Annotated in this window: 18 protein-coding genes; 4 read left to right on the top strand and 14 right to left on the bottom strand. The window is 66.7% G+C overall.

Annotation, left to right across the window (positions count from 1 at the left end; all coding sequences use genetic code 11):
• The 3 genes from KJP30_RS24110 to KJP30_RS25145 all read right to left on the bottom strand — a co-directional run.
• Nucleotides 1-2870, bottom strand: a 2870-nt coding sequence (locus KJP30_RS24110) for a calcium-binding protein (protein ID WP_218452107.1), incomplete at its 3' end; no start/stop codon positions are given.
• Between the two features lie 388 nt (nucleotides 2871-3258).
• Nucleotides 3259-3738, bottom strand: coding sequence for a CAP domain-containing protein (locus KJP30_RS24115; RefSeq protein ID WP_218452108.1), 480 nt, complete (start codon nucleotides 3736-3738; stop codon nucleotides 3259-3261).
• Nucleotides 3739-3787: 49 nt separating this feature from the next.
• On the bottom strand, nucleotides 3788-6649 hold the full coding sequence (locus KJP30_RS25145) for a DUF4214 domain-containing protein (RefSeq protein WP_218452109.1): 2862 nt from the start codon (nucleotides 6647-6649) through the stop codon (nucleotides 3788-3790).
• Between the two features lie 186 nt (nucleotides 6650-6835).
• Between KJP30_RS25145 and KJP30_RS24125 the strand changes: the two genes are divergently transcribed.
• Nucleotides 6836-7774 carry a glycosyltransferase gene (locus KJP30_RS24125; protein WP_218452110.1) on the top strand — a complete coding sequence of 313 codons (939 nt, stop codon included), beginning with the start codon at nucleotides 6836-6838 and terminating at the stop codon, nucleotides 7772-7774.
• A gap of 117 nt (nucleotides 7775-7891) precedes the next feature.
• Here the strand turns inward: KJP30_RS24125 and KJP30_RS24130 are convergent, their stop codons facing one another.
• Entirely contained in the window at nucleotides 7892-8560 is a 669-nt protein-coding gene (locus tag KJP30_RS24130) for an ABC transporter ATP-binding protein (protein WP_218452111.1), read from the bottom strand.
• A gap of 21 nt (nucleotides 8561-8581) precedes the next feature.
• On the bottom strand, nucleotides 8582-9934 hold the full coding sequence (locus tag KJP30_RS24135) for a KpsE/RkpR family capsule polysaccharide export protein (protein WP_224874757.1): 1353 nt from the start codon (nucleotides 9932-9934) through the stop codon (nucleotides 8582-8584).
• Between the two features lie 126 nt (nucleotides 9935-10060).
• On the opposite strand from KJP30_RS24135, the gene KJP30_RS24140 reads away from it, so the two are divergent.
• Nucleotides 10061-10888: an ABC transporter permease gene (locus tag KJP30_RS24140; RefSeq protein WP_224874755.1), complete on the top strand. Its 828-nt coding sequence runs from the start codon at nucleotides 10061-10063 to the stop codon at nucleotides 10886-10888.
• A gap of 34 nt (nucleotides 10889-10922) precedes the next feature.
• On the opposite strand, the gene KJP30_RS24145 is transcribed toward KJP30_RS24140, so the two are convergent.
• From KJP30_RS24145 to KJP30_RS24160, 4 genes are all read right to left on the bottom strand, one after another.
• Nucleotides 10923-12077: a hypothetical protein gene (locus tag KJP30_RS24145; protein ID WP_218452112.1), complete on the bottom strand. Its 1155-nt coding sequence runs from the start codon at nucleotides 12075-12077 to the stop codon at nucleotides 10923-10925.
• The gene (locus KJP30_RS24150) at nucleotides 12074-14242 is read right to left on the bottom strand and encodes a glycosyltransferase (protein ID WP_218452113.1); all 2169 of its coding nucleotides are present in this window, start codon (nucleotides 14240-14242) and stop codon (nucleotides 12074-12076) included. The genes KJP30_RS24145 and KJP30_RS24150 overlap by 4 nt, the downstream gene beginning before the upstream one ends.
• A 100-nt stretch (nucleotides 14243-14342) precedes the next feature.
• Nucleotides 14343-15335, bottom strand: a complete 993-nt coding sequence (locus KJP30_RS24155; RefSeq protein WP_218452114.1) for a ParB/RepB/Spo0J family partition protein — start codon at nucleotides 15333-15335, stop codon at nucleotides 14343-14345.
• 259 nt (nucleotides 15336-15594) lie between these two features.
• Entirely contained in the window at nucleotides 15595-16971 is a 1377-nt protein-coding gene (locus tag KJP30_RS24160; protein ID WP_218452115.1) for an AAA family ATPase, read from the bottom strand.
• 447 nt (nucleotides 16972-17418) lie between these two features.
• Here KJP30_RS24160 and KJP30_RS24165 point away from each other — a divergent pair, with 447 nt between their 5' ends.
• The gene (locus tag KJP30_RS24165; protein WP_224874753.1) at nucleotides 17419-18444 is read left to right on the top strand and encodes a replication initiator protein A; all 1026 of its coding nucleotides are present in this window, start codon (nucleotides 17419-17421) and stop codon (nucleotides 18442-18444) included.
• A gap of 113 nt (nucleotides 18445-18557) precedes the next feature.
• Here KJP30_RS24165 and KJP30_RS24170 read toward each other — a convergent pair whose 3' ends face one another.
• On the bottom strand, nucleotides 18558-18806 hold the full coding sequence (locus KJP30_RS24170; protein WP_218452117.1) for a hypothetical protein: 249 nt from the start codon (nucleotides 18804-18806) through the stop codon (nucleotides 18558-18560).
• A 185-nt stretch (nucleotides 18807-18991) separates the two neighbouring features.
• On the opposite strand from KJP30_RS24170, the gene KJP30_RS24175 reads away from it, so the two are divergent.
• On the top strand, nucleotides 18992-20032 hold the full coding sequence (locus KJP30_RS24175; RefSeq protein ID WP_218452118.1) for a DUF2793 domain-containing protein: 1041 nt from the start codon (nucleotides 18992-18994) through the stop codon (nucleotides 20030-20032).
• Between the two features lie 54 nt (nucleotides 20033-20086).
• Here KJP30_RS24175 and KJP30_RS24180 read toward each other — a convergent pair whose 3' ends face one another.
• Genes KJP30_RS24180 through gmd form a run of 4 tightly spaced genes read right to left on the bottom strand, consistent with a single transcriptional unit; the run spans nucleotide 20087 to nucleotide 26812 of the window.
• Nucleotides 20087-21496 (bottom strand): mannose-1-phosphate guanylyltransferase/mannose-6-phosphate isomerase, encoded by a 1410-nt coding sequence (locus tag KJP30_RS24180; protein ID WP_218452119.1) that lies wholly within the window; start codon nucleotides 21494-21496, stop codon nucleotides 20087-20089.
• A gap of 31 nt (nucleotides 21497-21527) precedes the next feature.
• The gene (locus KJP30_RS24185) at nucleotides 21528-23282 is read right to left on the bottom strand and encodes an SGNH/GDSL hydrolase family protein (RefSeq protein ID WP_218452120.1); all 1755 of its coding nucleotides are present in this window, start codon (nucleotides 23280-23282) and stop codon (nucleotides 21528-21530) included.
• A 13-nt stretch (nucleotides 23283-23295) separates the two neighbouring features.
• On the bottom strand, nucleotides 23296-25812 hold the full coding sequence (locus KJP30_RS24190) for a glycosyltransferase (RefSeq protein ID WP_218452121.1): 2517 nt from the start codon (nucleotides 25810-25812) through the stop codon (nucleotides 23296-23298).
• Entirely contained in the window at nucleotides 25799-26812 is a 1014-nt protein-coding gene (gmd, locus tag KJP30_RS24195; protein WP_218452122.1) for a GDP-mannose 4,6-dehydratase, read from the bottom strand. Before gmd ends, KJP30_RS24190 begins: the two co-directional genes overlap by 14 nt.
• Between the last annotated feature and the right edge of the window lie 169 nt (nucleotides 26813-26981).

The following is a 26981-nucleotide window of genomic DNA, read 5'->3' on the forward strand; positions in this document are numbered from 1 at the left end:
GCGCCGCCGTCAAAGACGTTCGCATTGGCATCGCCCGACAGCACGTCATCGAAATCCGACCCGATGATGTTCTCGATATCGACAAAGCTGTCACCCGCCGCATGACCGCCAGAGGCCGTATTGTTGAACAGCGCAACCGTCACACCGGCATTCGAACTGGCATAACTCACCGTGTCGATATCCGCACCGCCATTGAGACTGTCCGCACCGGCTCCGCCGATGAGCGTGTCGTTGCCAGCGTTCCCGTTCAGCGTGTCGTTGCCATTGCGGCCGTCCAGAAGATCGTTGCCGCCGCCGCCGGACAGGATGTTGTCATCCGCATCGGTCCCAAGGACGGTCTCGTTGCCGACGCCGCCAACGAAGTTCTCGAAGTTGACCAGCGCTCCGGCGATACCGCCGACGGTTCCGGCCTGCAGGTCATAGGCCCTGCTCAGGTTGCTCAGGTCGACGAATGTATCGCTGCCGATGCCGCCGTCGAATTCATCGATGCCCGTATCGAGGTAAGAGCGCATCGTGTCATTGCCGGCGCCAAGGTCGACGTTGTTCAGGAAGCCGCCGCCCTCTTCGACATCATCGTCGAACCCGGTGCCGATGAGCGTCTCGAAGCTGCTGATTTCAATGGTATTGGGCCCCGAGGTGATTTTGGTTTCCCCATCGGTCACCATGCCGGCCGCGGCACCGCTGACATCCAGCGTATCGCTCCCGCTGCCGCCGTTCAGCGTGCTGTCACCATCGAGGTTGTCGATGATCACGTCGGACCCGCCGTCACCGTTCACGGTGTCGGCGCCGATCCCGGCGTTGATCGTGTCATTGCCCTGACCGCCCGAGATATCGTTGCTGGTGCTGCCGTCGCCCCCCACGGTGTTGGTCACGATGATGTGGTTGTTCGCGCCATCGCCTATCACGTCGGCGCCGCCGCCGATGGTCAGGTTCTCGATGTTACGGAAGGTGGCCCGGGTGCCGCCATTGAATTCGATCTGCTCATCAACCATGTCGAAGACAACCGAATCGACCCAGGTCAGGTCGGACACCAGCGTGTCGATGCCCGCCTCACCGTCAAAGACGTCGCCGGCATTGTTGTTGGGGTCGATGATCGTATCGTTGCCGCCGCCGGCCTCGATGGTGTTGTTCGACCCGTTGGCGGTGATCGTGTCCCCCCAGCCCGAGCCGATGACACTTTCGATCGAGATCAGCGTGTCGGTCTGGATGTTCGGGACCAGGCCGTTGCTGAAGACCGCACTGCCCGTGGTCAGGTTGATGTCCCACCCCGAGACAAGCGCCGGGCCGACCGGCGGCTGGGAATCGCTGTAGTCCGCGGTATCGAAACCGCCTTCGCCGTTCAGCGTGTCATTGTCGGCACCGCCTTGCAGCGTGTCGTTGTTATTGCCGCCCAGCAGCGTATCGAGCCCTTCGCCACCAAAGAGTTCGTCATCGCCGCTCCCGCCAAGGATCGAGTCGTTGCCGCTGTCGCCATGCAGTTCGTCATCGCCGAGGTTGCCCTCGATCGTGTCGCGGGCAAAGCCGCCAAAGATCGTGTCGTTGCCCTGGTTGCCCTGCAAGAGGTCATTGGCCCCGTCGCCAAAGATGCTGTCGGCGAAATCCGAGCCGATCAGCGTATCCGGACCGCCATCACCCTGAATGGTGCTGGAACCGGGGCCGCCGGTGATCACATCCGCATTGACGAAGTTCAGCGGCACGACGGCGTAATCCTCGCTGTCGATCGTGGCCGGGTTGCGCGGATCCCAGATCGCCGCCTCGATGTCGCCCGACTGGTTGTCATAGGCAAAAAGGATGCGGCCGTCGCCGGTCACGCCCACGTCGATCGAGGTGCCGCCCGTGGCATCCACGGCAAAGACCGCCCCGTCGACCGCACCATTGGCAAAGAAGGCCCGCGCCAGCACGCTGTTGGCCGTGTCATCGTCCCAGGTGATGACAAAACCACCATCGGGCAGGGCCGCGATATCCGGTTCGTTCTGGCTGTTGGTGCCCGAGGCCGCGGTCAGGATCCCGGTGACGGCTATGCCGGTGTTGGTGTAGATGCGATAATGGATATCGCCGTCGTCCTCCCATGTGAGGACGAAATTGCCGTTGGACAGCGATGTGACCTGCGGATCACGCACCGACGTGCCGCTGTCCACGTTCGGAATCGTTCCGACCAGGTTACCGCTGGTGTCGCTGATGCGGAATTCGATCGAGGTATTGGCCCCGTCTTCTTCCTCGTAGACGGTGACCATGTTGCCATTGGTCAGGATCGCCGTATCGCCGTCGCGGTTGAAATCCCCCGAGAAGTTCTGCGCCGCATCCCAGATGGTGCCGTTGGCGCCGTTGAAAAGCGCCCCGGTCTCCAGCATGTAGGCGCCCTTGATAAAGGTTTCGCCACCGGTGGAATCGGTCCATGTGATATAGGAACGGTTGCCGCCGCCGACGGTATTGTTGTTCACCGCGATCTGCGGGTTCGACAGGGTGCCGGCGACATTTTCCGAGGTGATGAGCAGCGTGTCGATCGAGTCGCCGGAGGCATTGTAGCGCTGCCAGTGCAGTTCGGTCAGGCTGGTTGTTTCGGGCTCGATATAGACCATCTGGAAACCGCCGTCCGAGGTCGGCGCGATGTCGAAATCGGCCTCGTCATCCTCGGTGGACAGGGTGTTCAGACGGAAGCTGTCCCGCACCACGTTGCCTTCGGCGTCATAGATCTTGCCGATGATGTCGGTGCCGGCCTGCGTGGCGACACCGGTGGTGCTTTCTTCTTCCCAGACGACAAGAATATTGCCGTTCGACAGACCGATGGTCCGCGGTTCGTTGGTTTCAGGATTGTCTGCTACGCCAGTATTGACTTGAAAATGGCTGAGCCATTCGACGGGAGTGGCCATGGATCACCTACCTGTTCTGGATGAATGAGGACTTCGTCAGGTCCGCAAACTGCGGACAATCATTGAGACGCGACAAAGCCGGACCATCCGCAGGTCGACGGAGGACAAAAGGAATTGGACACAGGCGCACTGTCGCTTGGTACATGAAAAAAAACCCGGAAAAACGGTAACGAAAAATTAACCCAAGTCTGCACAAGCCACGGAAACTTCGCAAGTCGCAGACCTGAGAAATCCACTGTCAATACGGGAATCCTGACCGGCCCCGACCGGGGGCACCGTTAAAACACTGGCGAAACCGCAGGCTATCGGCGACGTCAGCAGGGCGGCACGATCGGCGGTTTCTTGCCCTTGGGGCAACGAATCGCAGCCTGCAACCGCCCCCCGCCCCTCAGCGCAGCAACACGATCCGCCCGCCGGTGGCGGCCATGTTCTGCGTCACCAGCAGGCTGTCGAAAGGCCCCGTCCCGCCATAGCTCAACAGCCCCCGGGCAAAGCCGATCCCGATCAGCGGCAGGCCCGGGTCCAGCAGGTTGGCCCGGTGCCCGGGGCTGTTCATCAGGTTGCCATGCAGCCGGCCGACCGCCGCCTGCGGGCTGTCCCCGTCCAGAACGCTGACCGCGGCGATGTTCTCGGCACTGCGCCAGCCGCCCGAGAGGTCCATCCGGGCGGCGATCATGCGGTCGGCCGGGGTGCTGCCCCCTGCCCCGCCATGGCCGAACCGATCGGCACCGACCATCCATGCGCTATGCGCCCGCGCCGCCGCGTTGAGCCTGAGTTCAAGCGCCATCGGCACCAGCCCCAGCGCCATGCGCTCGGTGTTGACGAGATCCAGCATGTGGCGTTCAAGACTGCCGTCGGTGGGGATCATGCCCGCCATCCTGTGCTGTTTCGCGCGCGAAACAAGCTCCGCCCGCCCCTCAGGCCAGCGCGATCATCCCGGGATCGATATCCTCCAGCCGCGTATCGAGAAAGACCACCGTTTCGGCCCCTGCCTGCAACACCACGTCATCGCCCTGCTGGACCATCGCCGCGTGGATCTCTGCCGCGGTCAGGCCGAACCCCTCGAAGGTCAGCCCGTCCCAGGGTTCCAGATCGGTCACGGTGATCGTGCTCGGCTCATCGTCCGAAACAAAGACGAACCTATCCGCATAAAGCCCCCCCGACAGCACATCGTCGCCGCCATCGCTGTGCAGCAGGTCGTCCGGGCCCAGCCCCCTGGTCCAGGCCGCCAGCGCCGCGTCGGTCTTGGCGACGAATTCCACCGAGGACAGGAAGAAGGACACCAGCTTGACCCGGCTCATGCCGTCTTCCAGCCGCGTCACCCATCCCGACAGTCCCCCGGCATCCGGGTTGCGGTCCAGCACGTTGCGGTACAGCAGGGTGACAAATTCCCGGTCCGATGTGGCCGCGCCATAGGTGGCGATGAATTCGGGCGATGCCATGAAGCTTTCGACCACCTCGTCGAACCGCATCCACCCCCCGGCCAGCCTGCCGGTCCAGATCTCGTACCCGCCGATATCCGGGTTGCGGTCAAAGATCGCGCGGTAAAGCCGAAAGACATCGTCAGCCCAGGAGGTCACGTCGCGCGCCTCGTCAAAACTGTCCTGCGCAGTGGCGGTGCGGCGTTGGTGTTCGGGGCTTTCGGCAAAGAACTGCACCACGCGCGCCCGGCTCATGCCGCCGTCAAGCTGCGCCACCCAGAAGGCCATCCCATCTGCCGCCGGGTTACGGCCCAGCACGTTGTTGAACAGCAGGGTGACGAATTCCTCGTTCGTGGTGGTGCCATAGGTGGCGATGAATTCCGGCACGGCGACGAACCGCGCCGAAACCTGTTCCAGCGTCATCTCTCCGAGGGTCAGCCGCTGTGTCCAGGCCTGGTGCCCGGCGGCATCGGGCTCGCGTCCGAAGACCGCGAGATAGAGCCGGTAGACCTGCGCCGAGACCGCGGTGTGATACAGTCCCGCGCCGCCGCCCTGCAAGACGTCGCCGCCCGGACCGCCGGCAAGATCATCCGCCCCTCCTGCCCCGGTCACCAGATCGCGCCCACGCCCCGCGCGCAGAACATTGGCCGCCGCCGAGCCGGTCAGCACATCGCTGCCATCCCCCGAAACCGCGTTTTCGATCCCGCCCGAAACCTCGGCCCAGGTCTGCCCGGCCACCGAGAGTGTCGCGGTCTCGCCAAGGGTGATGGCAACCGGATCGGCCAGCGTGGCGGCATTGATCCAGTCGCTGCCGCCATCCGTGTCACGTACCGCCGCCCGGTCCGGTTCGGCCGCCAGCAACGCGGGGAAATCGGCGGTGAAGGTCCAGATGTCATCGACGCCCTGCGGGCTGCCGAGAAAGTCCAGTTCGATCCCCTGCAGGGTGCCCGCATCGCCGCCGGAACCATCGCTGACCCGCACCGTCCATGTGCCATCGCTGGACATGCCGCGCAGGGCCGCCACCCCAAAGGTCCAGTCCCCGTCCAGCGCCGCGCCGCCGCCGTCGCCCTCGGCCAGGATCACCTCGCTGCCATCGGGCGCCACAAGCGTCACCGTCAGGTCCGAGGCAAAGCCATGGGTGACCTCGACGGTGACATAGACATGTTCGATGACGATCCCCTCAAGGACCTCGACCGACAGTTCCGCCGCCGAGAAATCGAAGATCGGCCGGGACAGACGCTGCGAGAAACTGGCGCTGACCAGGGTGTCTGACGTGGCCGGGGCACCGGCCTTCATCTCCAGCCAGACCTCGGCGAGCCGCACCGCGGCAAAGACATCGACCAGACCGAAGCCATAGCTGGGGCTGAAGCTCAGCGCGCCGCCGTTCCATGTCTCGCCGCCATAGGTCTGCCATTCACCGGCCTCGAACCCGGCGGCCGGATCGCCGGGGGCGGAACCGGTCTGCGCCGCCGTCAGCGCCAGGATCTCCTGCACGTCGCGCCAGCCCAGCCCCGGCTCGGTCTCCAGCATCAGCGCAACCACCCCGGACACGATGGGCGTCGCCGCCGAGGTGCCGCCGAACTCGGTCGTGTAGGCCCCCGGGACATAGCCCGCCGCCCCGGTGACATCGGTGGTATGGCTGGCCGCAGGACCGGAAATCAGCAGGTTGGCGCCATAGTTGGAATAATCCATGACCCAGCCGTCGCGGCCCACCGCGCCCACCACGATCACCGTGTGCAGAACGTTGTGCCCCTCCCCCTGTGCGTTCCCGAGCACGCCGTAACTGGCATAGGTCGGATTGTTGGCCTCGTTCCCGGCTGCCTTGACAAAGACCGTACCCAGCCCGCCGCGCCCCTCGTCCACGGCGCGGGCCATGGCGCGCGCCTCTTCCCAGGCCCAGCTGCCCGGATCACCCAGATCCCAGTCGTCCGAAAAATCCGGCGTGACGCCATAGCTCTGGTTCACCACGTCGAAATGCCGGCCCCAGGCCAGCGCATCGTAGATCACCGCCTCTTCCGAGGACTGGATGTCATTGAGGTAATCCACCGAGGTCAGCCGCGCGCCCCAGGCCACGCCCAGCCCCCCGACCCCGTTCAGCGCCGCGGCGATCAGCCCACCCACCGCCGTGCCATGCCCGGCCTGCGGCGTGTTGTGGCGACCGTCGTCGCGGCCAATGCCGGCATAATGCAGGCTGGCGTCGTAATTCGCCGCCAGGTCCTGATGGGTCTGGTCCATGCCGTCGTCATAGACCGCCACCCGGATTCCGGCGCCGCTGACCTCCTGCCAGACGGTCTCGATGTCGCCGATAAGATCGAAGTGCCATTGCTGCGCGTAGCGCGGATCGGTGATGGTGACCATGAGCCCTGGGAACCGGTTGCAGATGCAGAACACGGGCGCATCCCGGGCCGGACCGGTGATCCGCCGCAGAGAGCAACCCCCGAAACTACTGCCCGAAAAAGGACCGGTCGGTCAACGCAACAGGAGGCACCGGCGGTGCTTTCCGGCTTTCCCTGCGGCCCCGCCCTGCCCTACAACCCCGCCACCATGACCCGATCCCCGCTGCCCTCGCCCGCGCTTCCGCCTGTCACCATCCTGCTGGCCAGCTACCAGGGCGCGGCCCATCTCGGCCCGCAGTTGCACAGCCTCGCGGAACAGGATCACCGGGACTGGGCGCTCTGGGTCTCGGACGATGGCTCTACCGATGGCACGCGCGACATCCTCGACATGTTTCGCCGCGATCACCCGGACCGTGACATCCGCCTCGTCGAAGGCCCCCGCCGGGGCGCGGCGGCAAATTTCCTGTCGCTGATGTGCCATCCCGACCTGCCGCCGGGGCACGTGGCGCTGGCGGATCAGGATGACCTGTGGTCGCCGCACAAGCTCTCGCACGGGCTGATGGCGCTGACGGGCCATGATGGCCCGGCGGTCTACAGCGCACAAAGCCGCCACATCGATGGCACGGGAAGGGTGCTGGGGGTCAGCCGGGTGCATTCCGGCGCTCCCTCCTTCGGCAATGCGCTGGTGCAGAACCGGGTCACGGGCCATTGCGCGGTGCTGACCCCCGCCGCGCTGGAACTCGTGCGCGCGGTGGGTATGGTCGAAGTGCCCTTCCACGACTGGTGGCTCTACCTGCTGATCACCGGCGCAGGTGGCCATGTCAACGTCTCGCCCGAGGTGGTGCTGGACTACCGCCAACACGGGGACAACGTGCTGGGCGCCCATCGCGGGCTGCTGGCCGGGCTGGCCCGGGCCGCCATGGTGCTGGGCCCCACCTATCGCGGCTGGCAGGCCCGCAACCGCGCCGCGCTGGAACAGGCGCGGCCCTGGCTGACCCCGCAGGCCCGCGCCCTGCTGGCAGAGCTTGACGCCGCCCCGGCCCGCGGGATCGCCCGCGCCCGCCTTCAGGCCCGGCTGGGCCTGACCCGCGACCGCCCCGGTGCCACGGCCTTCCTGCGGCTGGCCGCGCTGTTTGGCCGGGTCTGACCCCGAACAGGGCCGCACCGCGCCCGTCTTCTTCTGTCGAAAAATATCCCGGGGGTGAATTGGCCGTCAGGCCAAGAGGGGGCAGAGCCCCCTGCCCCGCCACACGCTCCCTGTCCCTCAGATCGCCGCGGCGCGCTTCATGTTCTCCTGGTGATGCGCGATCGCATCCTCGATATCCTCGTAGTAATAGGCCTGCCCCTCATCCAGCACCAGGCCGCTGTCACACAGCAGCCGGATCTGCGGCATCGAGTGGCTGCACACCACCGCGCCCGCCTTGCGCAACCGCGCCTTGAACAGCCGGTCCGACCGTTCGCGAAAGGCCGCGTCCCCCACGGCGGTGATCTCGTCCACGAGATAGGTATCAAAGGCGATGCCCATCGAAATTCCAAAGGCCAGACGTGACCGCATCCCCGAGGAATAGCTGCGCAACGGCAGGCGGAAATGCATGCCCAGCCCGGCGAACTCCTCGACGAACTGCGCCAGTTCGTCGGTGTCCACACCATAGATCCGCGCAACGAACCGACAGTTCTGCTGCCCCGTCAGATCCGGGTGGAAGGACCCGGCAAACCCCACCGGCCAGGACACCATGCCGGTGGTTTCGATGCGGCCCTCGGTCGGATCCGTCGCCCCCGAGATCATCTTGAGCAGGGTCGATTTCCCGGCGCCGTTGCGCCCCAGAAGCCCCACCGACCGTCCCGTCGGCAGCACCACGTTCATATCCTCGACAACCGTCTTTTCGCGGCCCTCGGTCATGTATCGCTTGGTGACCTGCTCGAAACGGATCATGCGCCCATGCCCTTGCCGACCTTACCGCCGGTCCTTGATCGAATAGACCACCAGCACCAGCGTCGACCACAGCAGCAGGATGAACAGCACCGCCAGCCCGAACAGTGTCTGGCGCTGCGGGAACCGCGCGCTTTCGGCCAGCGTCGGGCGGACATAGGCCGCAAGATAGCGGCTTTGCCGGCGCGCATCGGCAAGGCTGGCGTCATAGGTGGCCAGCGCCGAGGTATAGCTCTGTTCGGCGAATTCGCGGTCCACCACAAGGCGTTCGTATTCGCCAAAGAGATTGGCATAGACGTCCGCCCCGGTGTCCCCCGCCCCCGCCAGCCCCAGCTTGCGGCGCTCTGCGTCGATACGGTCGCGGATCACCTCGATGCGGCGCTGCGCCTGCACCACCCGCGGGTCGTCCTCGCGGGTCGAGGTGGCCAGCAGGTCGAATTCGATCAGCGCATCGGCCAGCTGCGCCTCGAGCTTGCCCAGAAGCCCGGCCTGGGTTTCCAGATCGACCGAGGGATCGACCAGCTGGTTGGCGTTGCGGAAGGTGGTCACCGCCTCGCGCGCCTCTTTCAGCCGGTCCAGCGCGGTGTTCAGATCCTCGCGCGCATAGCGGATCGCATCCTCGCGCGCGATGGCCGAGAGCGCGTTGATCATCTCGGAGGAATGGTCGAACAGCGTCTGCGCGATCAGCTGCGCATCGGCGGCCTCGAAGGCCAGCACCCGCACCTCGATCAGCCCGGCACCGTCGTCATAGTAGATCTTGACCATGCGGCCCCAGTGTTCGACCAGATCCTCGATCGTGCCGGAGGGGTCGAAGGTAAAGACCGGGTCGCCCTCGGGTTTCGACCAGAGCGCGCGCAGGTCGATCTCGGCATTGATCTCCTCGACCAGTTTCTGGCTTTGCAGGAATTCGTAGAGGATGTCGGTATCCGAGGACGAAGACCCCGACAGCGAGGTGATCCCGCCCAGCAGTTCCAGCGCCGAGTTGTTTTCCTCGGTGCGCACGGCAAAGGCCACGGTCGAGGCATATTGATCCGCCGCCTTGAGCCAGAGATAGCCCGCGGTGATCAGGGTCGGCAGGATGACGCCGATGATGAAACTGGCAAGGATGGCGAAATGGCGGCGGCGCAACCGGGCGCCCGAGGCCATGCGCGGCGCGCCTCCGCCGGCGCCGCCACGGGGCGCGGGCCCGACCGGGGTCCGGCCCGGGGCGCCCTGCGGGCCTTGCTGGACGCCCGCCCCGGGCTTGCCCGGGGCCGCGACCTGTGGCCCCGGCGGCACATCCCCGGGCTGGCGGCGCAGCGGCGCGATCTTGTCGCCGGCGTCAGAAGACGCGGGCTCGGGGGCCTTGGGCGGACGGGGCGGCGGAATCTGGGTCAAGGAAAGGCGCTTTTTTCAAGTGGCTCCTGCGAAGTCCTTGCTACATAATATGCGCGACGGTTTCCAGACAGGACAGCCACAGACGCGGTTCTCCGCGTGCTTACGCAAATCCGAGCAAAGGCCCCCGTGACAGACCTTCCCCCGACCCGGTTCCCCCAACCGCAGCGCCCCAGCGTCCGCTCCGGCATTCCGCGCTTTGCCACGCTGCGCACCATTCTTGCGCTGGTGCTGCGCGAGATGAGCACCTCTTACGGGCGTTCGCCCGGTGGCTATCTCTGGGCCATCCTGGAACCGGCGGCGGGCATCGCGCTGCTGACGGCGATCTTTTCGGCGGGGTTCCGGTCTCCGGCGCTGGGGATCAGCTTTCCGATGTTCTATGCCACCGGCATCCTGCCTTTCATGCTGTTCACCACGATCAGTTCAAAGCTGGGGCAGGCGATGAATTATTCGCGGCAACTGCTGGCCTATCCGCGAGTGACCTTCCTTGACGCGATCCTGGCACGGTTCCTGCTGAACATGATGACCCAGATCCTGGTGAGCTATCTGCTGATCGGGGCGATCCTGCTGTTCACCGAAACACGGGTGGTCATGGATGGCACGGTGATCGCCCGCGCCTATGCGCTGACCGGGATGCTGGCGCTGGGGGTGGGCAGCTTCAACTGCTTCATGCTGTTGCGGTTCCCGCTGTACCAGCAATTCTGGTCGGTGCTGACGCGGCCGCTGTTCCTGATTTCCTGTATCTTCTTTCTCTACGATACGATCCCCGATCCCTACCACGACTGGCTGTGGTACAATCCGCTGATCCATGTGATCGGGCTGATGCGCAGCGGTGTTTATCCCAATTACAACGCGCCCTATGTCTCGGAACTGTATGTGCTGGGCTTTTCGCTGGTCTCGCTGGTGCTGGGGCTGCTGTTCCTGCGCAGGCACCACAAGAACGCGCTGGAACGCTGAGCAGGGTGTTTCGCGCGCGAAACACCCACGGATCCTAGACCCCGAAGAGCCACCGCTTGCGGCGCATTTCCTCGTCCAGCGCGATGAGATGTTCCAGCGCCTGCGCCACCGCCACGTCCCAGGAATGGATCGAGGCCTGCGTCGACAGGACCGGCGGCAGCTGGGGCACCGCCTGCCCGGCGGCCTCGCAGGCGGCGGCGACCCCGCGCACCAGCGCCTGATAGAGCTCCGCCAGTTCCTCGGGGTCATCAAGCGATGACCGCCCCCGCAACAGCCGGGCGCGATAGGGGTCTTCCGAACTCCAGCGCGGATCGTTTTCGCGCAAGGCCCCGGCCTGCTGCTCTGGCAGCAGCCCGAACAGCAGGTCGAGATCCGCCCGCACCGACGCGCGCAGCAGGCGAAGATGGCGCGGCAGGATGGCCCAGGGGCGCGCCGCCCCCTCGACCTTGCACCAGCGTTGAAAGATGAAATCCGTCGCGCTGTCATGGGCACCGCGGCGATAGCGGCGGTTGCGCATCAGAAAGCCGATCAGCGCGGCGGGCAGGGCGGCATTGCGCTGTGACGGGCGGGGCAGGGTGACACCGTGATCGGCTTCGAACCCGGCCAGCACGTCCTGCCCCAGGTTCACCCGCACCACCGTGTTGGGCAGGGCCGCCCAGCGGGTCAGCGCCGCGCCGATCGCATAGGGCATCCCCATCTTGTCCAGCCAGGCGCCGAATTCCAGCCCTGACCAGACCCCCCATTGCCAATAGGCCGCGTTCAGCCAGTCCAGCGGCGGACGGGCAAAGGCGCAGATCTCGATCCGGCCGCCGTCGCCTTCCCGGAACCAGTGTGGCAGGGCCGTGGCAAAGGTCTCGGCCTGCCCGATCCAGCCTTCGTTGGAAACCACCGGCAGGCTGCGCCCGCCCCCCGCGCGCACCTTGTCGAGCGCCGCAAACAGCGGCTTGGGGTCGTCCCCGTTGGGGTTCGGCCAACTGACGTAACCATGCACCGCCCGGCTGGCGGCCAGCCGCAAAAGCCGCCCGCTGACCGGGGTCCAGCCGTCCCCCTTGGCCCGCAGCCCGGTATAGACAAGGGTTTCGCCCCGATCCGAGGTCAACCGCTGCGCCGCGCTCAGTGCCGCCTGCAAGGCGCTGCTGCCGCATTTCGGGGCACCCACATGCAGGATGATGGATCGGTCCGGTCTCATGCGGTGCCCCCCGTCAGCCGGCGCGCGGTCTGGAGAATGGCCGCCATGTCCGTGGCCGCCGACAGCGGCAGCACCGCGCCCCCGCCATGGGCCCGCACCGCGTCGGCCTGCGCCCCAAGGTCGAAGACCATGACCGGCAGGCCGGTGGCCAGCGCCTCGTGGGTGGTGAAGGAAAAGGTTTCCGGCCAGACCGAGGGGATGAACCAGCAGGTAATGCCATAGCGCGCCACCAGCCCCGGCAGGTCTTCGACCGCGTAACGGCCATGCCTGCGCGCCGGACGATGCAGCCGGTAGGCCGGATCGATTTCGCCCAGCAGGACCACGCCCGGATCCCCCGGCTTCAGCGCGCGGCTCAGCGCCTGCGCCACGCCCGCGCCCTTGTGCGGCGCAAGACTGCCCAGAATGCCGATCACAGGTCCGCCTGCGGGGCGCGGAATGGCCGGCACCGGCACATGCAGCGCATGGGGGTGTACCTCGACCCGGGCCCCTGCATAGGCCTGCCGGATCAGCGCCGCCGACGCCTCGGAAAAACAGGTGACGCGGTCGGCGGCATAGACCAGCCGCCCCCAGTCGGCACGCCAGCGCGACAGCGGCACGCCGGCACCGTCCGGGCGGCGCGTGGCATGGCGGGCGCTGGCGGTCTGCGGATCGGGCAGGCCTTTCCAGGTTTCGCCCGCCTCCAGCAGCGAGGGCGTGGGCGAGAGCGGAAAATAATCGTGGATCAACACCTCGAGCCCGTCACCCGCGCCGCGCAGCGACAACAGGAGATCGGGCAGGGTGATCGGATCCGGGTCGCCGACACCGCAGGCATAGATCACCTGCCGCTGGCTGACCGGCGCCAACAGTTGCGCGATCAGCGGCGCCTGCGCCGTGCCGCCGGCGGTGATCCCGGCACTGCCATCGGCGCGGCGACCGTGCAGTTCCAGCGTAAAGCGGAACACCCCGCCGATGCGGATCACGAAGGCCGCGCCGACCCGGTCCAGATCGGCGGCAATGCGGCGCTGCAGGTCCACCTCGGCGCCGCCGCCCATGCTGTGGGCCAGGTAGACGGGCAGGGGACCACGGCGGGCCTGTTCCACCTCTGCCAGCCCCAGAGCCAGCCGCGCCGTCACCAGCGGATCGCGGCGCAGGAAGCCGTGCACTTCGGCATCGAAGCGCGGATAGCGGCGGGTGATCAGCGCGCTGTTGCGGGCGATCAGCCGGGCCTTGGCCTCGGAGCCGAAACTCTTGCCGCCCATATGCGCCACGAACAGGTCGGGCACATAGACATGGGTAAACCCCTTTTGAACGGTCTTCTGGCACCAGTCGACCTCTTCGCCGTAACCGGGCGCAAAGACGGGGTCGAACTCTGGCACCTCGGCCAGCGCCGCGGGGGACAGCGCCATGCAAAACCCCACGCCCGCCGGGGCGGCCTGCTGCGCCCGCCCGTTCAGCGTGGCGGCATGACGGTCCACCGCATCGGCCACCTCCGGCGTGATTTCACGCGCGCGGCCCGCTTCGGGGACCGACCCCAGCTCGGCATCATTCGACAGCGGCGTGACCGACCCCACCCGCGCCTCCTCCCAGATCGGGCGCAACAGACGCGGGGCCCAGCCCGCCGGCAGAAAGGCATCGGTGTTCAGCAACACCACCGGATCCTCCCAACCCCGCGCCTCCGCCATGCCCCGTGTCACCGCCCCGACAAAGCCGAGGTTCCGGGGGTTCTCGATCAGTTGCGCCTGCGGATGACGCGCAACCCAATCCCGCAAAAAGGGGCGCACCTCGGGATCGGGCGAGGCATCCTCGACGATGACAAGACGCCATGGGATATCCGTATGCGCCGCCACCCGGGCCAGCGCGGCGCGCGTCAGGTCCAGCGCGTTGTAGACCGGCATGACAAGGGTGACACCGGCTCCCTCGGGCGGGGTGATCCCCGCCGGGGCGCGAAACAGCGCCGGATCCAGCTCTACCGGGGCAGGGCCTGACAGGTCGAGGATCTGTTTCACCCGCGCCCGCGCCGCCGGATCGCGATACCGCGCCCACCGCAAGGCATCGGGCAGGGCGCGCAGCCCGGCGGCCGTGAACCCCGGAATCAGCCGCAGCCGGTCACGACCCGGATGCGCCGTATCCTGTGGCAGGTGATAGGCAGCGTAGATATCGAACAGCCGCCGAACGCGATGCAGCACGGGATCCCCCTTCAGACTGGACCCTCATGAACCACAGATCGCCGGGGGCTCCAATAGCCGGAACGCCGGGATTGACGGGGATGTTTCGCGCGCGAAACAGTCAGCCCGCGCGCGCCGCCAGCCAAGCCCTGAGATCGGCAAGGAACCCGGCGTCCAGATCGTCGGCGCGCAGGACGATCTCCCCCTTCGCGCGCCGCTCCACCCGGACGCATGCCCCATCGGGTTTGGACCGCGCAGCCGACCTGTCCGGCCGCTTGGGGGCCATGGCCTGGCGCAGGACCGCCAGTTCCGCCTCGGCGCTTTCGGCAGGCTTGTCGCGCAACTGCGCGGCCAGCCGCGTGACCAGAGAGGGATCTGCCTCCAGCGCCTGGGCCAACGCCAGCCCCTGCCGCTCGCCCAGGGCCTGCGGGAATCGCAAGATCCCCTCCAGCGCGCTCACGATCCGGGTGAAACTGCCGATCTTCGACCGTTTGGCCCGGCTGGCCGAGGCAAAAAGCGCCCGCAAAGCGGCGGTCTCATCAGCAAAGGCCCCCGCCTCTACCGCGCGCACCACGATACGGGCACGTTCATAATAGCTCAGACCGACGCGGATCTCGTTTTCCTCGATCATCGCCACATAGGCCCCGGAACTGTCCTCGGGCCGGCGCAACAGCCCCAGCACCTCGGCAAAACGGGGCTCGCCGGTTTCCGCATGAAGCCGTTCCAAGGCCATGCAGCGCCGCCAGCCCGATATCAGCCCGTACCGCGGCCCGCCGGTCTCGGGCCCAAGATCCACCAGTTCCACCGGTGTCTGCTGCCCCCGGGCGCGGAGACTCTCGACCAGAACCGCCATTTCCTCTTCGTCGACGGCAATACGATCGCGCACCAGATAGTCACGCCGGACCTCGGACAGGGAAACCGGGATCACCATGCGCCCCTGTACGCGGGCCTGTGCCATCTGGCGCGCCAGCTCCTCGGCGGCGGCGGTGGCGCTGGCCTCGCGCGCGACATCGGCGATCGGCGCGCGGGCCGGGGCGCTGACCGCGGATTTCACCTCGGGAGCCGGTTCAAGGAACATCGGGTTGGCGGGGGTCAGGCGTTTGCGCTTGGCCATGTCATCTCCTCCAGAGGTTGGCGCAAGAACTGTCCGGTCAAGACCGTCCACGCCTTGCGCGCGGGGCGACGGGAAGAGGGGGCTCTGCCCCCCGCGCTTGCAGCGCGCCCCCCGGGATATTTTCCGACAGAAGAAACCATGAGCCGCACCGCGCCCTTCTTCTGTCCGGAAATATCCCGGGGGAGTCTCCCGGCGGGAGACGGGGGCAGAGCCCCCAGCAACGGGTCCGATGGCGCAGAGGCGTTTCGCGCGCGAAACATCATTCGGCGGCCTGTGCGGCGGCGCGTTCGTCCCGGCGCCAGGCGCCGATGACCAGCGATTTCACCGCCGCCCAGGTGGCGTCGAATGTTTCTCGGCCGCGGACATAGGTCTCGCGGTTGAAGTCGCGGTAATCCGCCTCGTAGATGCCCTGTACCTGTTCGCCGGCCTGACCGATCAGCGCGGTGAATCCCTGCCGGTGTGGTGAGAGCGTGGGGCCGAGGTAGCTTTGCATCAAGGCCGCCAGTTCCGCCTGCTGGGCACCGTCATAGCGGGTGACGATGGCGCGCACCGCGTCCCATTCAAAAGCCAGCCCCTCGCGCCCCAAAGCGCGGGCGGCGATGTTCTCGGCCTCTTCGATGGAGCCGAAGGTGGAATGCAGCATGTCGAAGAACCGGCCCGTCGAGTCGAATTCCAGAAAAGAGGCCCCCAAGGGCACCAACAGGATATCCGCCGCTGCCAGTCCGTTGATCGTCAGGTAGCCAAGCGCCGGGGGGGTATCGAGGAAGACCAGATCGTAATCGTCGAGGATCCCGTCCGCCTCGAGGCTTTCTGTCAGCGCATCCCAGAGCCGCCAGCCGCGTGCCGCCATACGCCAGACCGGGATCTGGAATTCCGCCCAGTAAAGGTTCAGCTGCGCGCCGATCAGGTCGATGTTCGGCCAGTGGGTTTTCTGCACCAGGTCCTGCGCGCGGGCGTCCAGCGCCTCGGACAGGGTATCGTCCAGCGGTTGCGGTGCCTCGCCCCGGGCCGCGCGGACCTGGTTCTCCTGCTGCATGTGGCGGGCGTAATGGCGGGCCAGCAGGGGAAAGACCGTCTGCCATTCATCCTCGATCTTGCCGCCAAAGATCGAGGTCATCGACCCTTGGGAATCCAGGTCGATGACCAGCACCTTGTAGCCGTCCAGCGCGGCACTCATGGCCAGATGCGCGGCGGTCGAGGTCTTGCCCACGCCGCCTTTGAAATTGGCCACGGCGATCATCTTGGCCGGGTGCCCCTTGGGCCGGTAGGGCAGGTAGTTCTTGGTCTTGGACCCCTCAGCCCCGAAATGGGCGCGCAGGCGCAGGACCTCGTCAAAGGAGAACCACTTGGCGCCGCCGGCGGTTTCCGACCGGCCCTGGGGCAGGTCGGGGTTCTGTTTCAGCACCCGGCGAAAATGGCCCGGCGCGACCGGAATCAGGTAGCGGGTGATTTCCCAGGTCGAGAACAGGCGCAGGCTTCGTCCTCCGCCTTCTTCCATGCCCCGGCTGCACAGGTCGCTGCGGCCAGCGGCACAGGCGCGCGCGATGGCGGCGAAATCCTCTGTCCGTGCGGGGGCCTCAAGCTGGGTCGCCGCCAGGTCGGGATCTATGCCGACATAGGGTGGAAGCTGGCTCATGTTTCTGGTCCTGTATCCGGGACCCCTTGCAGAGGGGGCAGAAGGCTCGAATGGCGCGATGTGCGCTCTTTTTCTCAGGATACGTGAAAACCGCACACATGAAAGCAAAATGCGCACATGGGGCGGGATTTTGTGGAGGCGGATGGGGGATGTGGCACATCTGGCCCATCCTTTGGTGTTAATTCAAGGTTATTAAAAGCGTTAAGGGATCCGGTTACCGGATCAACTCATTGGAATATCGCCCCTTTCTTGAGAGAGGTGACTCTGAACCCACGCTGGGGTGACTCTGATCCCCCGAGCAACTGACTCTGGTCCCCCGAAAGCCGCGGGAAATTCACGGCGGGTTGCTGGACGCGTCATGTGGATAACTTTAGGGTGGGTGTCACTGAACCCCCGAAGCGATTCCGGACAAACCGGGACGTCATGGCCGGGGGCGGCGAGGGCAAGATGAGCAGCATTACCGCGGGCGGGCTTCTGCCCGACCGGCATCCCAACAGCGATTTTTTCGTCTGCGACATCTTCGATGCCTCGCCCAAGGATGACATGGCCTCGATGGAACATCCGGTGTTTTCACTGTCGACGCGACCGGACACCCGGGTGCTGCGGTATGACCACAATGGCATGAGCATCGAGGTGACGCCGTCGGTCCGGGGGCGGGCGACGATCCATGACAAGGACATCCTGATCTATTGCATCAGCCAGCTGATGGCGGCGCTGAACGCGGGCCGCGAGATCTCGCGCCAGCTGACACTGCGGGCGCATGATTTGTTGGTGGCGACCAATCGCGACACCAGCGGCGATGCCTATCAGCGGCTGAAGGAAGCGTTCGAACGGCTGGCGGGCACGCGCATCACCACCAATATCGCCACCGGGGGCGAAGAGACGACCCGCGGTTTCGGCTTGATCGAGGCCTGGGAGATTGTGCGCAAGACGCGCGGCGGGCGCATGGTTTCGGTTCGGGTCACGCTGTCGGACTGGCTGTACCGGGCGGTGCTGTCGAAATCGGTGCTGACGCTGTCGCGCGATTACTTTCGCCTGCGCAAGCCGCTGGAGCGGCGGATCTACGAACTGGCGCGCAAACACTGCGGACGGCAACCCTCGTGGAAGGTGAGCGTGGGGCTTTTGCACAAGAAGGCGGGCAGCGCCGCGCCGGTGCGGGTGTTCCGTGCAGCGGTACGCAAGATGGTGGCCGAGGGGCACCTGCCCGATTACGCGCTGCAAGAACTCGAAGGTGACATGATCCTCTTCAGCCGCCGCGATGCGGTGCTGGAAGAGGAGGCGGCCGGTTCGGGGATCGGGCTGCCGCCTTTGCTGCCGGAGACGCTTGAGGCAGCGCGGGCCCTGCGGCCCGGCGCGGATGTTTACGCCTTGGAGGCCGATTGGCGGGCCTGGTGGGCGCGGTCGGGCCGGGCGCCGGTGCGCAACGCGGACAAGGCGTTTTTGGGGTTCGTGGCCGGATCAGGCAAAGCCTGACAAACTCTCCAGTGGAGAGTTTGAGGCCACGAAGGGCGGAGCCCCGGACGGGCCGGATCAGGCAAAGCCTTGAGACCTGCCCGCCGGAGAGATCGCAAGGCCCATGGCCGGGTTCAATCCTTCTTGCCGGCCCGGTCGGCGGCGGCAGGGCTCTTGCCGCTGTTGCCCGCATCGGCATTTCCGAAGTTATGCCGATCTGCTGCGGTGTCGCCGGGGGCGTTGTTGCCCTGGTGATTGGCGCCATGGCCGTGCCAGTCGGCGGTGAAGCCCGCGGGCCCGTCGGCATCCGGAGAGGCCAGTGCGGCGGAGGCCATGAGGATCGTCAGGGTGGCAATCGAGATATGTTTCAACAGAGGCTCCATCGTGTCGTGAAAGGGACCGGGAGACTATCCGTCCAAATTCTTTCCAAAGCGTTCGGGCGCGCGCGAAACCGGCCCCTGCCGCTGTCTTGCCGTTGCCGTGGCCAAGGGCACCGTACGCCGCCCTAAAACCCCGTTAACCCTGCTTGCCTAGCTCTGTTCCCCGGTGCTTCGAGGAGGGTTTTCCCATGTCCGATGTCTCGGCGGTTCTGTCGCTGCCTTACCTGCTGCCGTCCCAGGCGCAGAAACATGTCACCCATAACGAGGCGCTGGCGCGGCTTGATGTGGCGGTGCAACTGGCGGTGATCGCGCGGGATCTGATCATGCCGCCCGAACTGGTGTCGGACGGCGATCGCTATCTTGTGCCGGCCGGGGCCTCGGGGGCCTGGGCGGGGCATGACGGCGAGGTGGCGGTCTATGACCTGAACGACTGGTGCTTTCATGCGCCGGTGGCCGGCTGGACCGCGCGGGTGCTGTCCGAGGATGCGCTGATCCGGTTCGACGGGACCAGCTGGCAGGCCGGGGCAGGGGCGCTGGAGGCCGATACGCTGGGGCTGAACGGCGCGGCGGATGCCACCAACCGGCTGACCAGCGTGGCCCCCGCCACCCTGCTGACCCACGCGGGCGCGGGTCATCAGCTGAAGATCAACAAGGCCGCGGCGGGAGAGACCGCCAGCCTGCTGTTCCAGAGCAACTGGTCGGGCCGGGCCGAGATGGGCACCGCGGGCAGCGATGATTTCGCCATCAAGCTCAGCGCCGATGGCGGCGCCTGGGTCACGGCGCTGAGTTTCGACGCCGCGACGGGGATCGCCTCGGGCGCGGCGGTCCAGGGCACGCCCACCGACACCGGCGCGGGCAAGCTGGCGCGGGCCGATTACGCCTATGGTCCGGGCAACCTGCTGGGCACGGTCAGCGAAAGCGGCGGCACGCCCACGGGCGCGGTGCTGGAAAGCGGCAGCAATGCCAACGGGTCTTACCTGCGGCTGGCCTGTGGCACGCAGCTTTGCTGGCAGCAGATGGGGAGCAGCGCCTCGGGGCAGACCGACTGGACCTATCCGGCCGGGTTCGCGGCTCCTCCGGTGGTGCAGGCCACGAGTCAGGGGCAGGGCGCGCAGGTCGTTTCGACCGACACGCCCACGACGACCGAAGCGGGGTTTTCCGTCTGGACCCTTTCGGGGGTGCGTCAGGCCGAGACCGTCAGCCTGCTGGCCATCGGTCGCTGGACCTGAGGGGCGGCGCGGGGCAGGGATCCGGGGGCATGGCCCCCGGTCCGGCCCTGCCGCTCAGGAACGCGCGTAGACGTCTTCGTAGCGGATGATGTCATCCTCGCCCAGATACGACCCGGTCTGCACTTCGATCAGCACCATCGGCACCTTGCCGGGGTTTTCCATCCGGTGCACCGCGCCCAGCGGGATGTAGACCGACTGGTTTTCCGTCACCAGCTTGACCTCGTCGTCCACCGTCACTTTGGCGGTGCCCTGCACCACGATCCAGTGTTCCGACCGGTGGTGGTGCGATTGCAGGCTCAGCGCCGCGCCGGGGTGGACGTGGATGCGTTTCACCTGAAACCGCTCGCCGATCACCAGGCTTTCGAACCAGCCCCAGGGGCGGTGATCCACCGGGAAGCTGGTGGCCTGCTTGGCGCCGCGTTTCTTCAGCAGTTTGACCGCCTTCTTGACGTTCTGCGCCTCGGACATGTCGGCCACCATGACCGCGTCGCGCATGGAGACGGCGACCATGTTCTTGAGCCCGATGCCGATCAGTTCCTGTTCGTCCGACTCGGCCCGCAACAGCGTGTTCTCGCAGTCGAAGGCGGTGGCATGGTCGGAAACCGCGTTGCCGTCCTCGTCACGGGCCGATTCAAGCCAGACCGATTCCCAGCCGCCCAGGTCCGTCCAGTGGCCGTCAAAGCGCACCGCCGACAGGTTGTCGGCCTTTTCCATCACTGCGAAATCGATCGACTCGTCCTCGACCTGCGCCCAAAGCGCCGGGTCGATCCGGGTAAAGCCAAGGTCGCTTTTCGCGGCCTCCATGGCGGCCGCGACCCCGTCGAGGATCTGCGGCGCATGGGTCTTGAAGGCCTCGACCAGCACGCTTGCCCGGGCCAGAAAGACACCGGCATTCCAGAGATAGCGTTTGTCGGCGAACAGCTTTTCGGCGGTCTTGGCGTCGGGTTTCTCGACGAAACGCTCCAGCTTGAGCACCGGGCCGCTGGCCGCACCGGTTTCCAGCCAGCCATAACCGGTTTCGGCGCGGGTCGGTGCAATGCCAAAGGTGACGATCTGGCCGTCCTCGGCGGCGGCGGCCCCGGCCAGAACCGCGTCGCGGAACAGTTCGGGTTGCGAGATGGCATGATCCGAAGGCACCAGCAGGATCATGGCCTCGGGGTCCTGCGCCATGGCGAACAGCGCGGCGGCGGCGGCGGCGGGCGCGGTGTTGCGGCCTTCGGGTTCGATCAGGATGCCAGCCGGGTCCAGCCCGATTTCGTCCAGCTGCTCGGTCACGATAAACCGGAAAGGATCGCCGGTCACCACCAGCGGCGCGGCAAACCCCTTGCCGGTAAAGCGGCGCGCCGAGGCCTGGAACAGGCTTTCGTCGCCCACCACGTCGGCGAACTGCTTGGGATAGGATTTGCGCGACAACGGCCAGAGACGGGTGCCGGAGCCGCCACAGAGAAGAACCGGGAAGATCATGAATCAATATCCTGTGTATCTGAGACAAATATCAAGCCGTCGTCCCCTCTGCTTCTTCGCACAAGAACCCGACGAGCCCGGTGGGCAGGGAGGGGGAGGAAGGCGTGCCGTGTTGAAACATTGTCTGGACAATCGGTGTGCCCTGGTTTCCGTCAAGGTCTGTCTGCACGACGCCGCCGGGTATCTCAACCCCTCTCGCCTCCTCGCCCAGGATCAGTTGCCGCAACTGCTGGGGCGCGATGCCCTTGCCGTGGGGGATCTGTGTCACGTAGCTGCCGAGGGTCCGGTCGCCGGCGGTCAGGCGGATCACCGGACCGTTGCCCGATGCCACCAGCACCGCCGCCAGCGCCCGGCCCGGGGTGGCGACGCGGGGCCCCTTGTCGAAAGGGGCGAAATGCCAGGATACCCCGGGCTGGCGGAAATGACCCTCGGTGGTCTCCGGGGTCCGCAGGTGCAGCGAAAGGGGGGTGAAATGCGCGGCCCGCGCCGGGGGGGCCACCGGCACCCGCGCCTCTGCCAGCGCCATGAGCGCGGCTTCGGCCAGCCGGCGGGGCAGATCGGTGTCGGTTTCGTAGACCGCGTTGTTGCGATACCAGCGCCCGGGGGCCTGAACGCCGCGATCCAGCACCCGGGCCAGATGCGAGGCATCCACTGCCGTCAGCCCGTAGTCCGCCAGCAGCGCGCGCAGGCGGGCGACATAGGGATCGCCCCCGGCCGAAGTCGCCTGCATCCGGTTGCGTGTCAGAATCGGCACAAAGGGGCGGTTCTCGCGGATGCAGATCTGTAGCAGCCATTCGAGATGATACATCAGGCTGTCGACGGGCTGACCGTGGTTGAGATGCGAGAATTCGTTGATCCCCAGTTCCCAGAGCACCGCCGCCCCCGGCCGCGCCGCCCCCTGCACCAGCATCCGCACCAGCCCCAGAGCCGAGGTCCCGGCCGGGAAGGACAGGTTCACCACCTCGGCCAGCGCGCCATACTCTTGCTGAAGCAGCTGGCCCCAGCCGCCGGCGACCAGCGCGTTGGCCCCGCCCAGCAGCAGCGCCTCGGCGGGGGGCGGCGGGGCAGGGGGCGTATCTTCGGCCGGGGCCGCGGGGGGGCGGACCGGCAGGTCGGCGCGGCAGTGCGCCAGCAGCGCCGGGGGGATGTTCAGCGGCCCGAGAACCCCGCCCTTGACGATGTCGCCGGGCTGAAGGTGCTCTTCGAAGCTCCAGGCTGCCAGCCGGCCACGGCCCTGCAGGGCAAAGCGGATCTCTTCCCGCAGGCCTTCCCAGCTGACCTGCGGTCGAAAGCGGGTGTAGAAATCGGCCAGCTGCCCCTCGAAATGCCCCTGTTCGACCGCCCGCGCATGCAGCCGTTTCAGCCAGTGTTCGGGCTTGCGTTCGATGACCGAGATCACCGGGTCAAAGGCGGCCAGTTCGTGCATCAGCACGTCGATCACCGGGCAGAGGCCGGGGTAGATCTCGGTTTCCACATGGCCGTTTTCGGCATGGCCCAGAGGCGGCCCCAGAAGGGTTTCATCCGCCAGGCAGGCGACGGGGGCCTCCTGGGCGCGGATCGCCCCGGCCAGCGCGCGGGCGGCATGGGACAGGGCCTCCCGGGATCCCTTTCGCCCCCGGACCCGCGCCAGAGCCGCCTCGCGCAGGGCCACGACAAGGTCATCCTCGGCGGAATACAGCTGCATGTGCGGGGCAAGGATCGCGGCATGGTCCTGCAACCAGCGCCGCACCAGCCCGACGCCGGTCTGGTGATACCCCAGGTGCAGGACAAGCGATTTCTCTGCCATGCCCCGCCGCCCCTCAGCTGCCCGCGCGCTGGCCGCGCGCCGGGGCATCCAGAATCTGTTTCAACCGCGCCGCGTAGCGGGCCGCGATCGCATCATGCGAAAACTCCCGGCGCACCCGTTCGGCCGCGCGTGCGGTGCGGGCGGCGCGCTCTTGCGGCGATCCGTAGAGCGCGCGCATCTGGCGCGCGGCATCCTCGATGTCCGGATCGGCCCAGTGCTGGCCGGGGCGGACAAAGATGTACTCTTTCGGGCCGACCTCGGTCAGGCTGTAATCCACCAGCCAGCACGTGTCGGGGGCGCAGAAATCCATGTTGCCCGAATAGCCGGTCGCCAGCACCGGCACACCCAGGTTCATCGCCTCGATCATGCCAAAGCCCCAGCCTTCGGACCGGTGCAGGGACAGGTAGGTGTCGGACCCTTTCTTGAGCCGCAGAAGCTCGTCATATTGCAGGGTCTCGTCGATCAGGATGATCCGGCTGTCCCGGGCCACGATGGCGTCGACCTCCTGCCAGATCGCGGTCTGGCCGGGGTCGCTGACCTTGTGGCGGTTCTGGGTCTTGATCACCAGCCGCACGTCCCGGACACCGGGGAAGGCCGCGCCAAAGGCGGCAAGCACCGCCAGCGGGTTCTTGCGCTGCACGAAAGAGAAACAGTCGAAGGTGACGAGAAAGACGAAATCCTCTGGCGCCGCGCCGGTGCGCGCCGCCAGCGTGGCGCGGGCCTCCCTGCGCGGGATCTCGGGCAGTTCCTCGAAGGTCATGCCCACGTTGATCACCGGCTTGTCGGTATGGGGCTGGAACATGGAGACACCGAATTCGGTCGAAACCCAGATCTCGTCCAGCATCTCCATGCCAAGGGCGTGGCAGGTGGCGGGGCTGTCCAGTTCCCAGTAGAAATAGCCGATGTTGTAAGCCCCGGAAAAGATGTCGGGCTGGTAGGCGGCGGCCAGCGGGATGGCCTCGGCGTTGAGGTGAAAGAGATTGACCCGCGCCGGACGGTAGTCCGAGACTTCGGCGCGGCTGGAAAACCCCTTGGGGGCCGGGTTGTCCAGATCGAAATCCGTCATGTTCAGCGAATGGCCGGTGCGTTCCAGCACCCCGGCGGACAGCCGGGTCGCCTGTCCCAGCCCCGAGGCCTTGCGGAAGGGGCCGATCACCTGGACATCCACCGGCGCCTGCCGCGGGATCGCCGGCAGCCGGGCGCATTCCGCCCGGTGCCCTTCGGCGGTGAGACTCAGAAAGGTTTTGCGGGCGGGGTCGAACCCCTGCTGGCGCAGAGCATTGTCATAGGACCGCCGGTCCAGACCGGGCAGCGGCTGGCCCATCGCGGCACAGAACCCCGCCAGCGGCGAGTTGTCCCCCCCCTCCAGCGCCGCCCCTTGCGCGCCCTCGGGCAGGTAGCGCAGGATATCGGGCCGGGTGAGGGCAAGGATCATCAGCGCGCAGGTCAGGTCGTGCCGCCCTTCGGCGGTTTCGACCGGCAGTTGGGCCAGCTCCGGCGTCTCGGCCCGGAAGCGCAGCATGAACCGCGACAGCGGCCAGTCGTCTGCCGCCTCTGCGGGATCTGCCGTGTCGTCGGGCACCGAGGCCAGCAGGGCCACGTGATCCGCGGGCACCAGACAGTCTTCGCATCCCAGCGCCGGTGCCTGATGGACAGCCCACCAATAGACCGCGCGGGCATGCCAGTCGGGATCGTTGAAATCCATGTCCTGCCGCAGTTCGGCCCGGTCCATCAGAAAGGCCCATGCCGCGCGGGACAGGCTGTGTTCCTGCCCGCCGATCACCACCGGGGCATTCAGCCAATCGATCGCCGCACGCGACAACGGCGTGCGCAGCCCCGCGCGCGAGGGGCCGTAGACGCCGAGGTAATGCTTGAAGAAATGCGCCACATCCGCCGGGTCGCGGGCGGGGTCAAAGCAGCTGTCCAGCCGGTTGCGATGGCGCAGGAACTCGGCATAGGCGAACATCGGCGGCGCAAGATCGGCCCCGCCCAGCGGCCCCTGCGGGCCGAACAGCAGCGCCTGCACCGGGGAAACCGGTCGCGGCCCGGCGGGCAACCGGCTGTCCTCGGGCATCCGCCGCGCAAGGCGTTGCAGATCGCCGTAAAGCCGGTTTTGCAACGCGGTGGTGCGCGCCGGGGCGGCGATTGTGCCGGTGTCGGTGCCGGTGTCGGTCTGACCGGCCTGCCAGCGGCCCAGAAGGAAGGCACGCGGACCGATCACCCGGACCTCGGCCGTGCCGCCATTGGCCGCCACCATTTCGCGGATTTCTTCCGAAAGCGGCAGCACGAACCCGGCAAACCCATCGCCGATCCCCTGCGCCGCGAGATCGCCGCGATAGACATTGGCGGTGGCCTGCATCAGCAGCGCGCCCCCCGCAAACAGCCCCACCTGCACGTCGCGGGCCTGTCCGCTGGGCTGCACCCAGCCGACCAGCGCGCTGCCGATTTCGCCGTCCAGATGACCGCGAAAGCCGCGCAGCCGGGTCACCGGGCCGCGCAACCGGGCGCGAAGGGCGTCAGGCAAGCGCATCGTAATCGGCTTTTGCCATCATCTCGGCCAGCTGCCGGACATCGACCCGCGGCACCCAGCCCAGCCTGTCGCGCGCCTTGCTGGCATCGCCGATCAACAGGTCGACCTCGGCAGGCCGGTAAAAGCGGGGGTTCACCCGCAGCACCGTCCGGCCGCTCTGGCGGCAGCAGGCGCTTTCGCTTTCGCCCGCGCCGGACCAGTCCAGTTCGATCCCCAGCGCATGGGCCGCATGGGTAAAGAAATCGCGGATCGAGGTGGTGACCCCGGTGGCCAGCACGTAATCATCCGCCTTGTCCTGTTGCAGCATCCGCCACATGCCTTCGACGTAATCGCCGGCAAAACCCCAGTCGCGCTGTGCGTCCATATTGCCCAGTTCCACCGGTTCGTCGCCGCCGCGGGCGATCCGCGCCAGCCCCAGCGTGATCTTGCGGGTGACGAACTCGGTCCCGCGCAGAGGGCTTTCGTGGTTGAACAGGATCCCCGAAGAGGCATGCATGCCGAAACTCTCGCGGTAGTTCACCGTGGTATAATGGCCAAAGACCTTGGCCACACCATAGGGCGAGCGGGGGTAGAACCGCGTGGTTTCGCGCTGCGGCACCTCTTGCACCAGCCCGAACATTTCCGAGGTCGAAGCCTGATAGAACCGGCAGTCCGGGGTCAGCGTGCGCAGCGTATCAAGGATCCGCACCACCGAAACCCCGTCCACCTCGGCGGTATAGACCGGCAGTTCCCATGACGCGCCGACAAAGCTTTGCGCGGCAAGATTGTAGAATTCGTCCGGTTGCACCTCGCGGATGGTGCGAAAGATGTTGTTGGTCTCGCCAAGGTCGAACTCGTGCAGGCGCACATCATCGGTGATGCCCAGCAGGTCCAGCCGCGCGGTTTCAGCCTGGCTGATCCGGCGCACGCCACCATGGACCTCATAGCCCTTCTGCAGCAGCAGACGGGCCAGGTAGCTGCCATCTTGTCCTGTGACCCCCGTGATGAAGGCTTTTTTCATATCGAGATGACCCTTGAGCGGAACCTCGGGCTGGGTACTTTGCAGCGCCCTGAAAGGCAATGGTCAAGCCCGGCGGCCCGCGGCGTCCCGCCTTTCCGGCTTTAATTCGGGGGGGGAGCATGCGATGTTTCCCCGGGCGTGGACCAGGCCACCCGGGCCGATGCCCGAA

The organism is Antarctobacter sediminis (assembly GCF_019218285.1).
Taxonomy (GTDB): domain Bacteria; phylum Pseudomonadota; class Alphaproteobacteria; order Rhodobacterales; family Rhodobacteraceae; genus Antarctobacter; species Antarctobacter sediminis.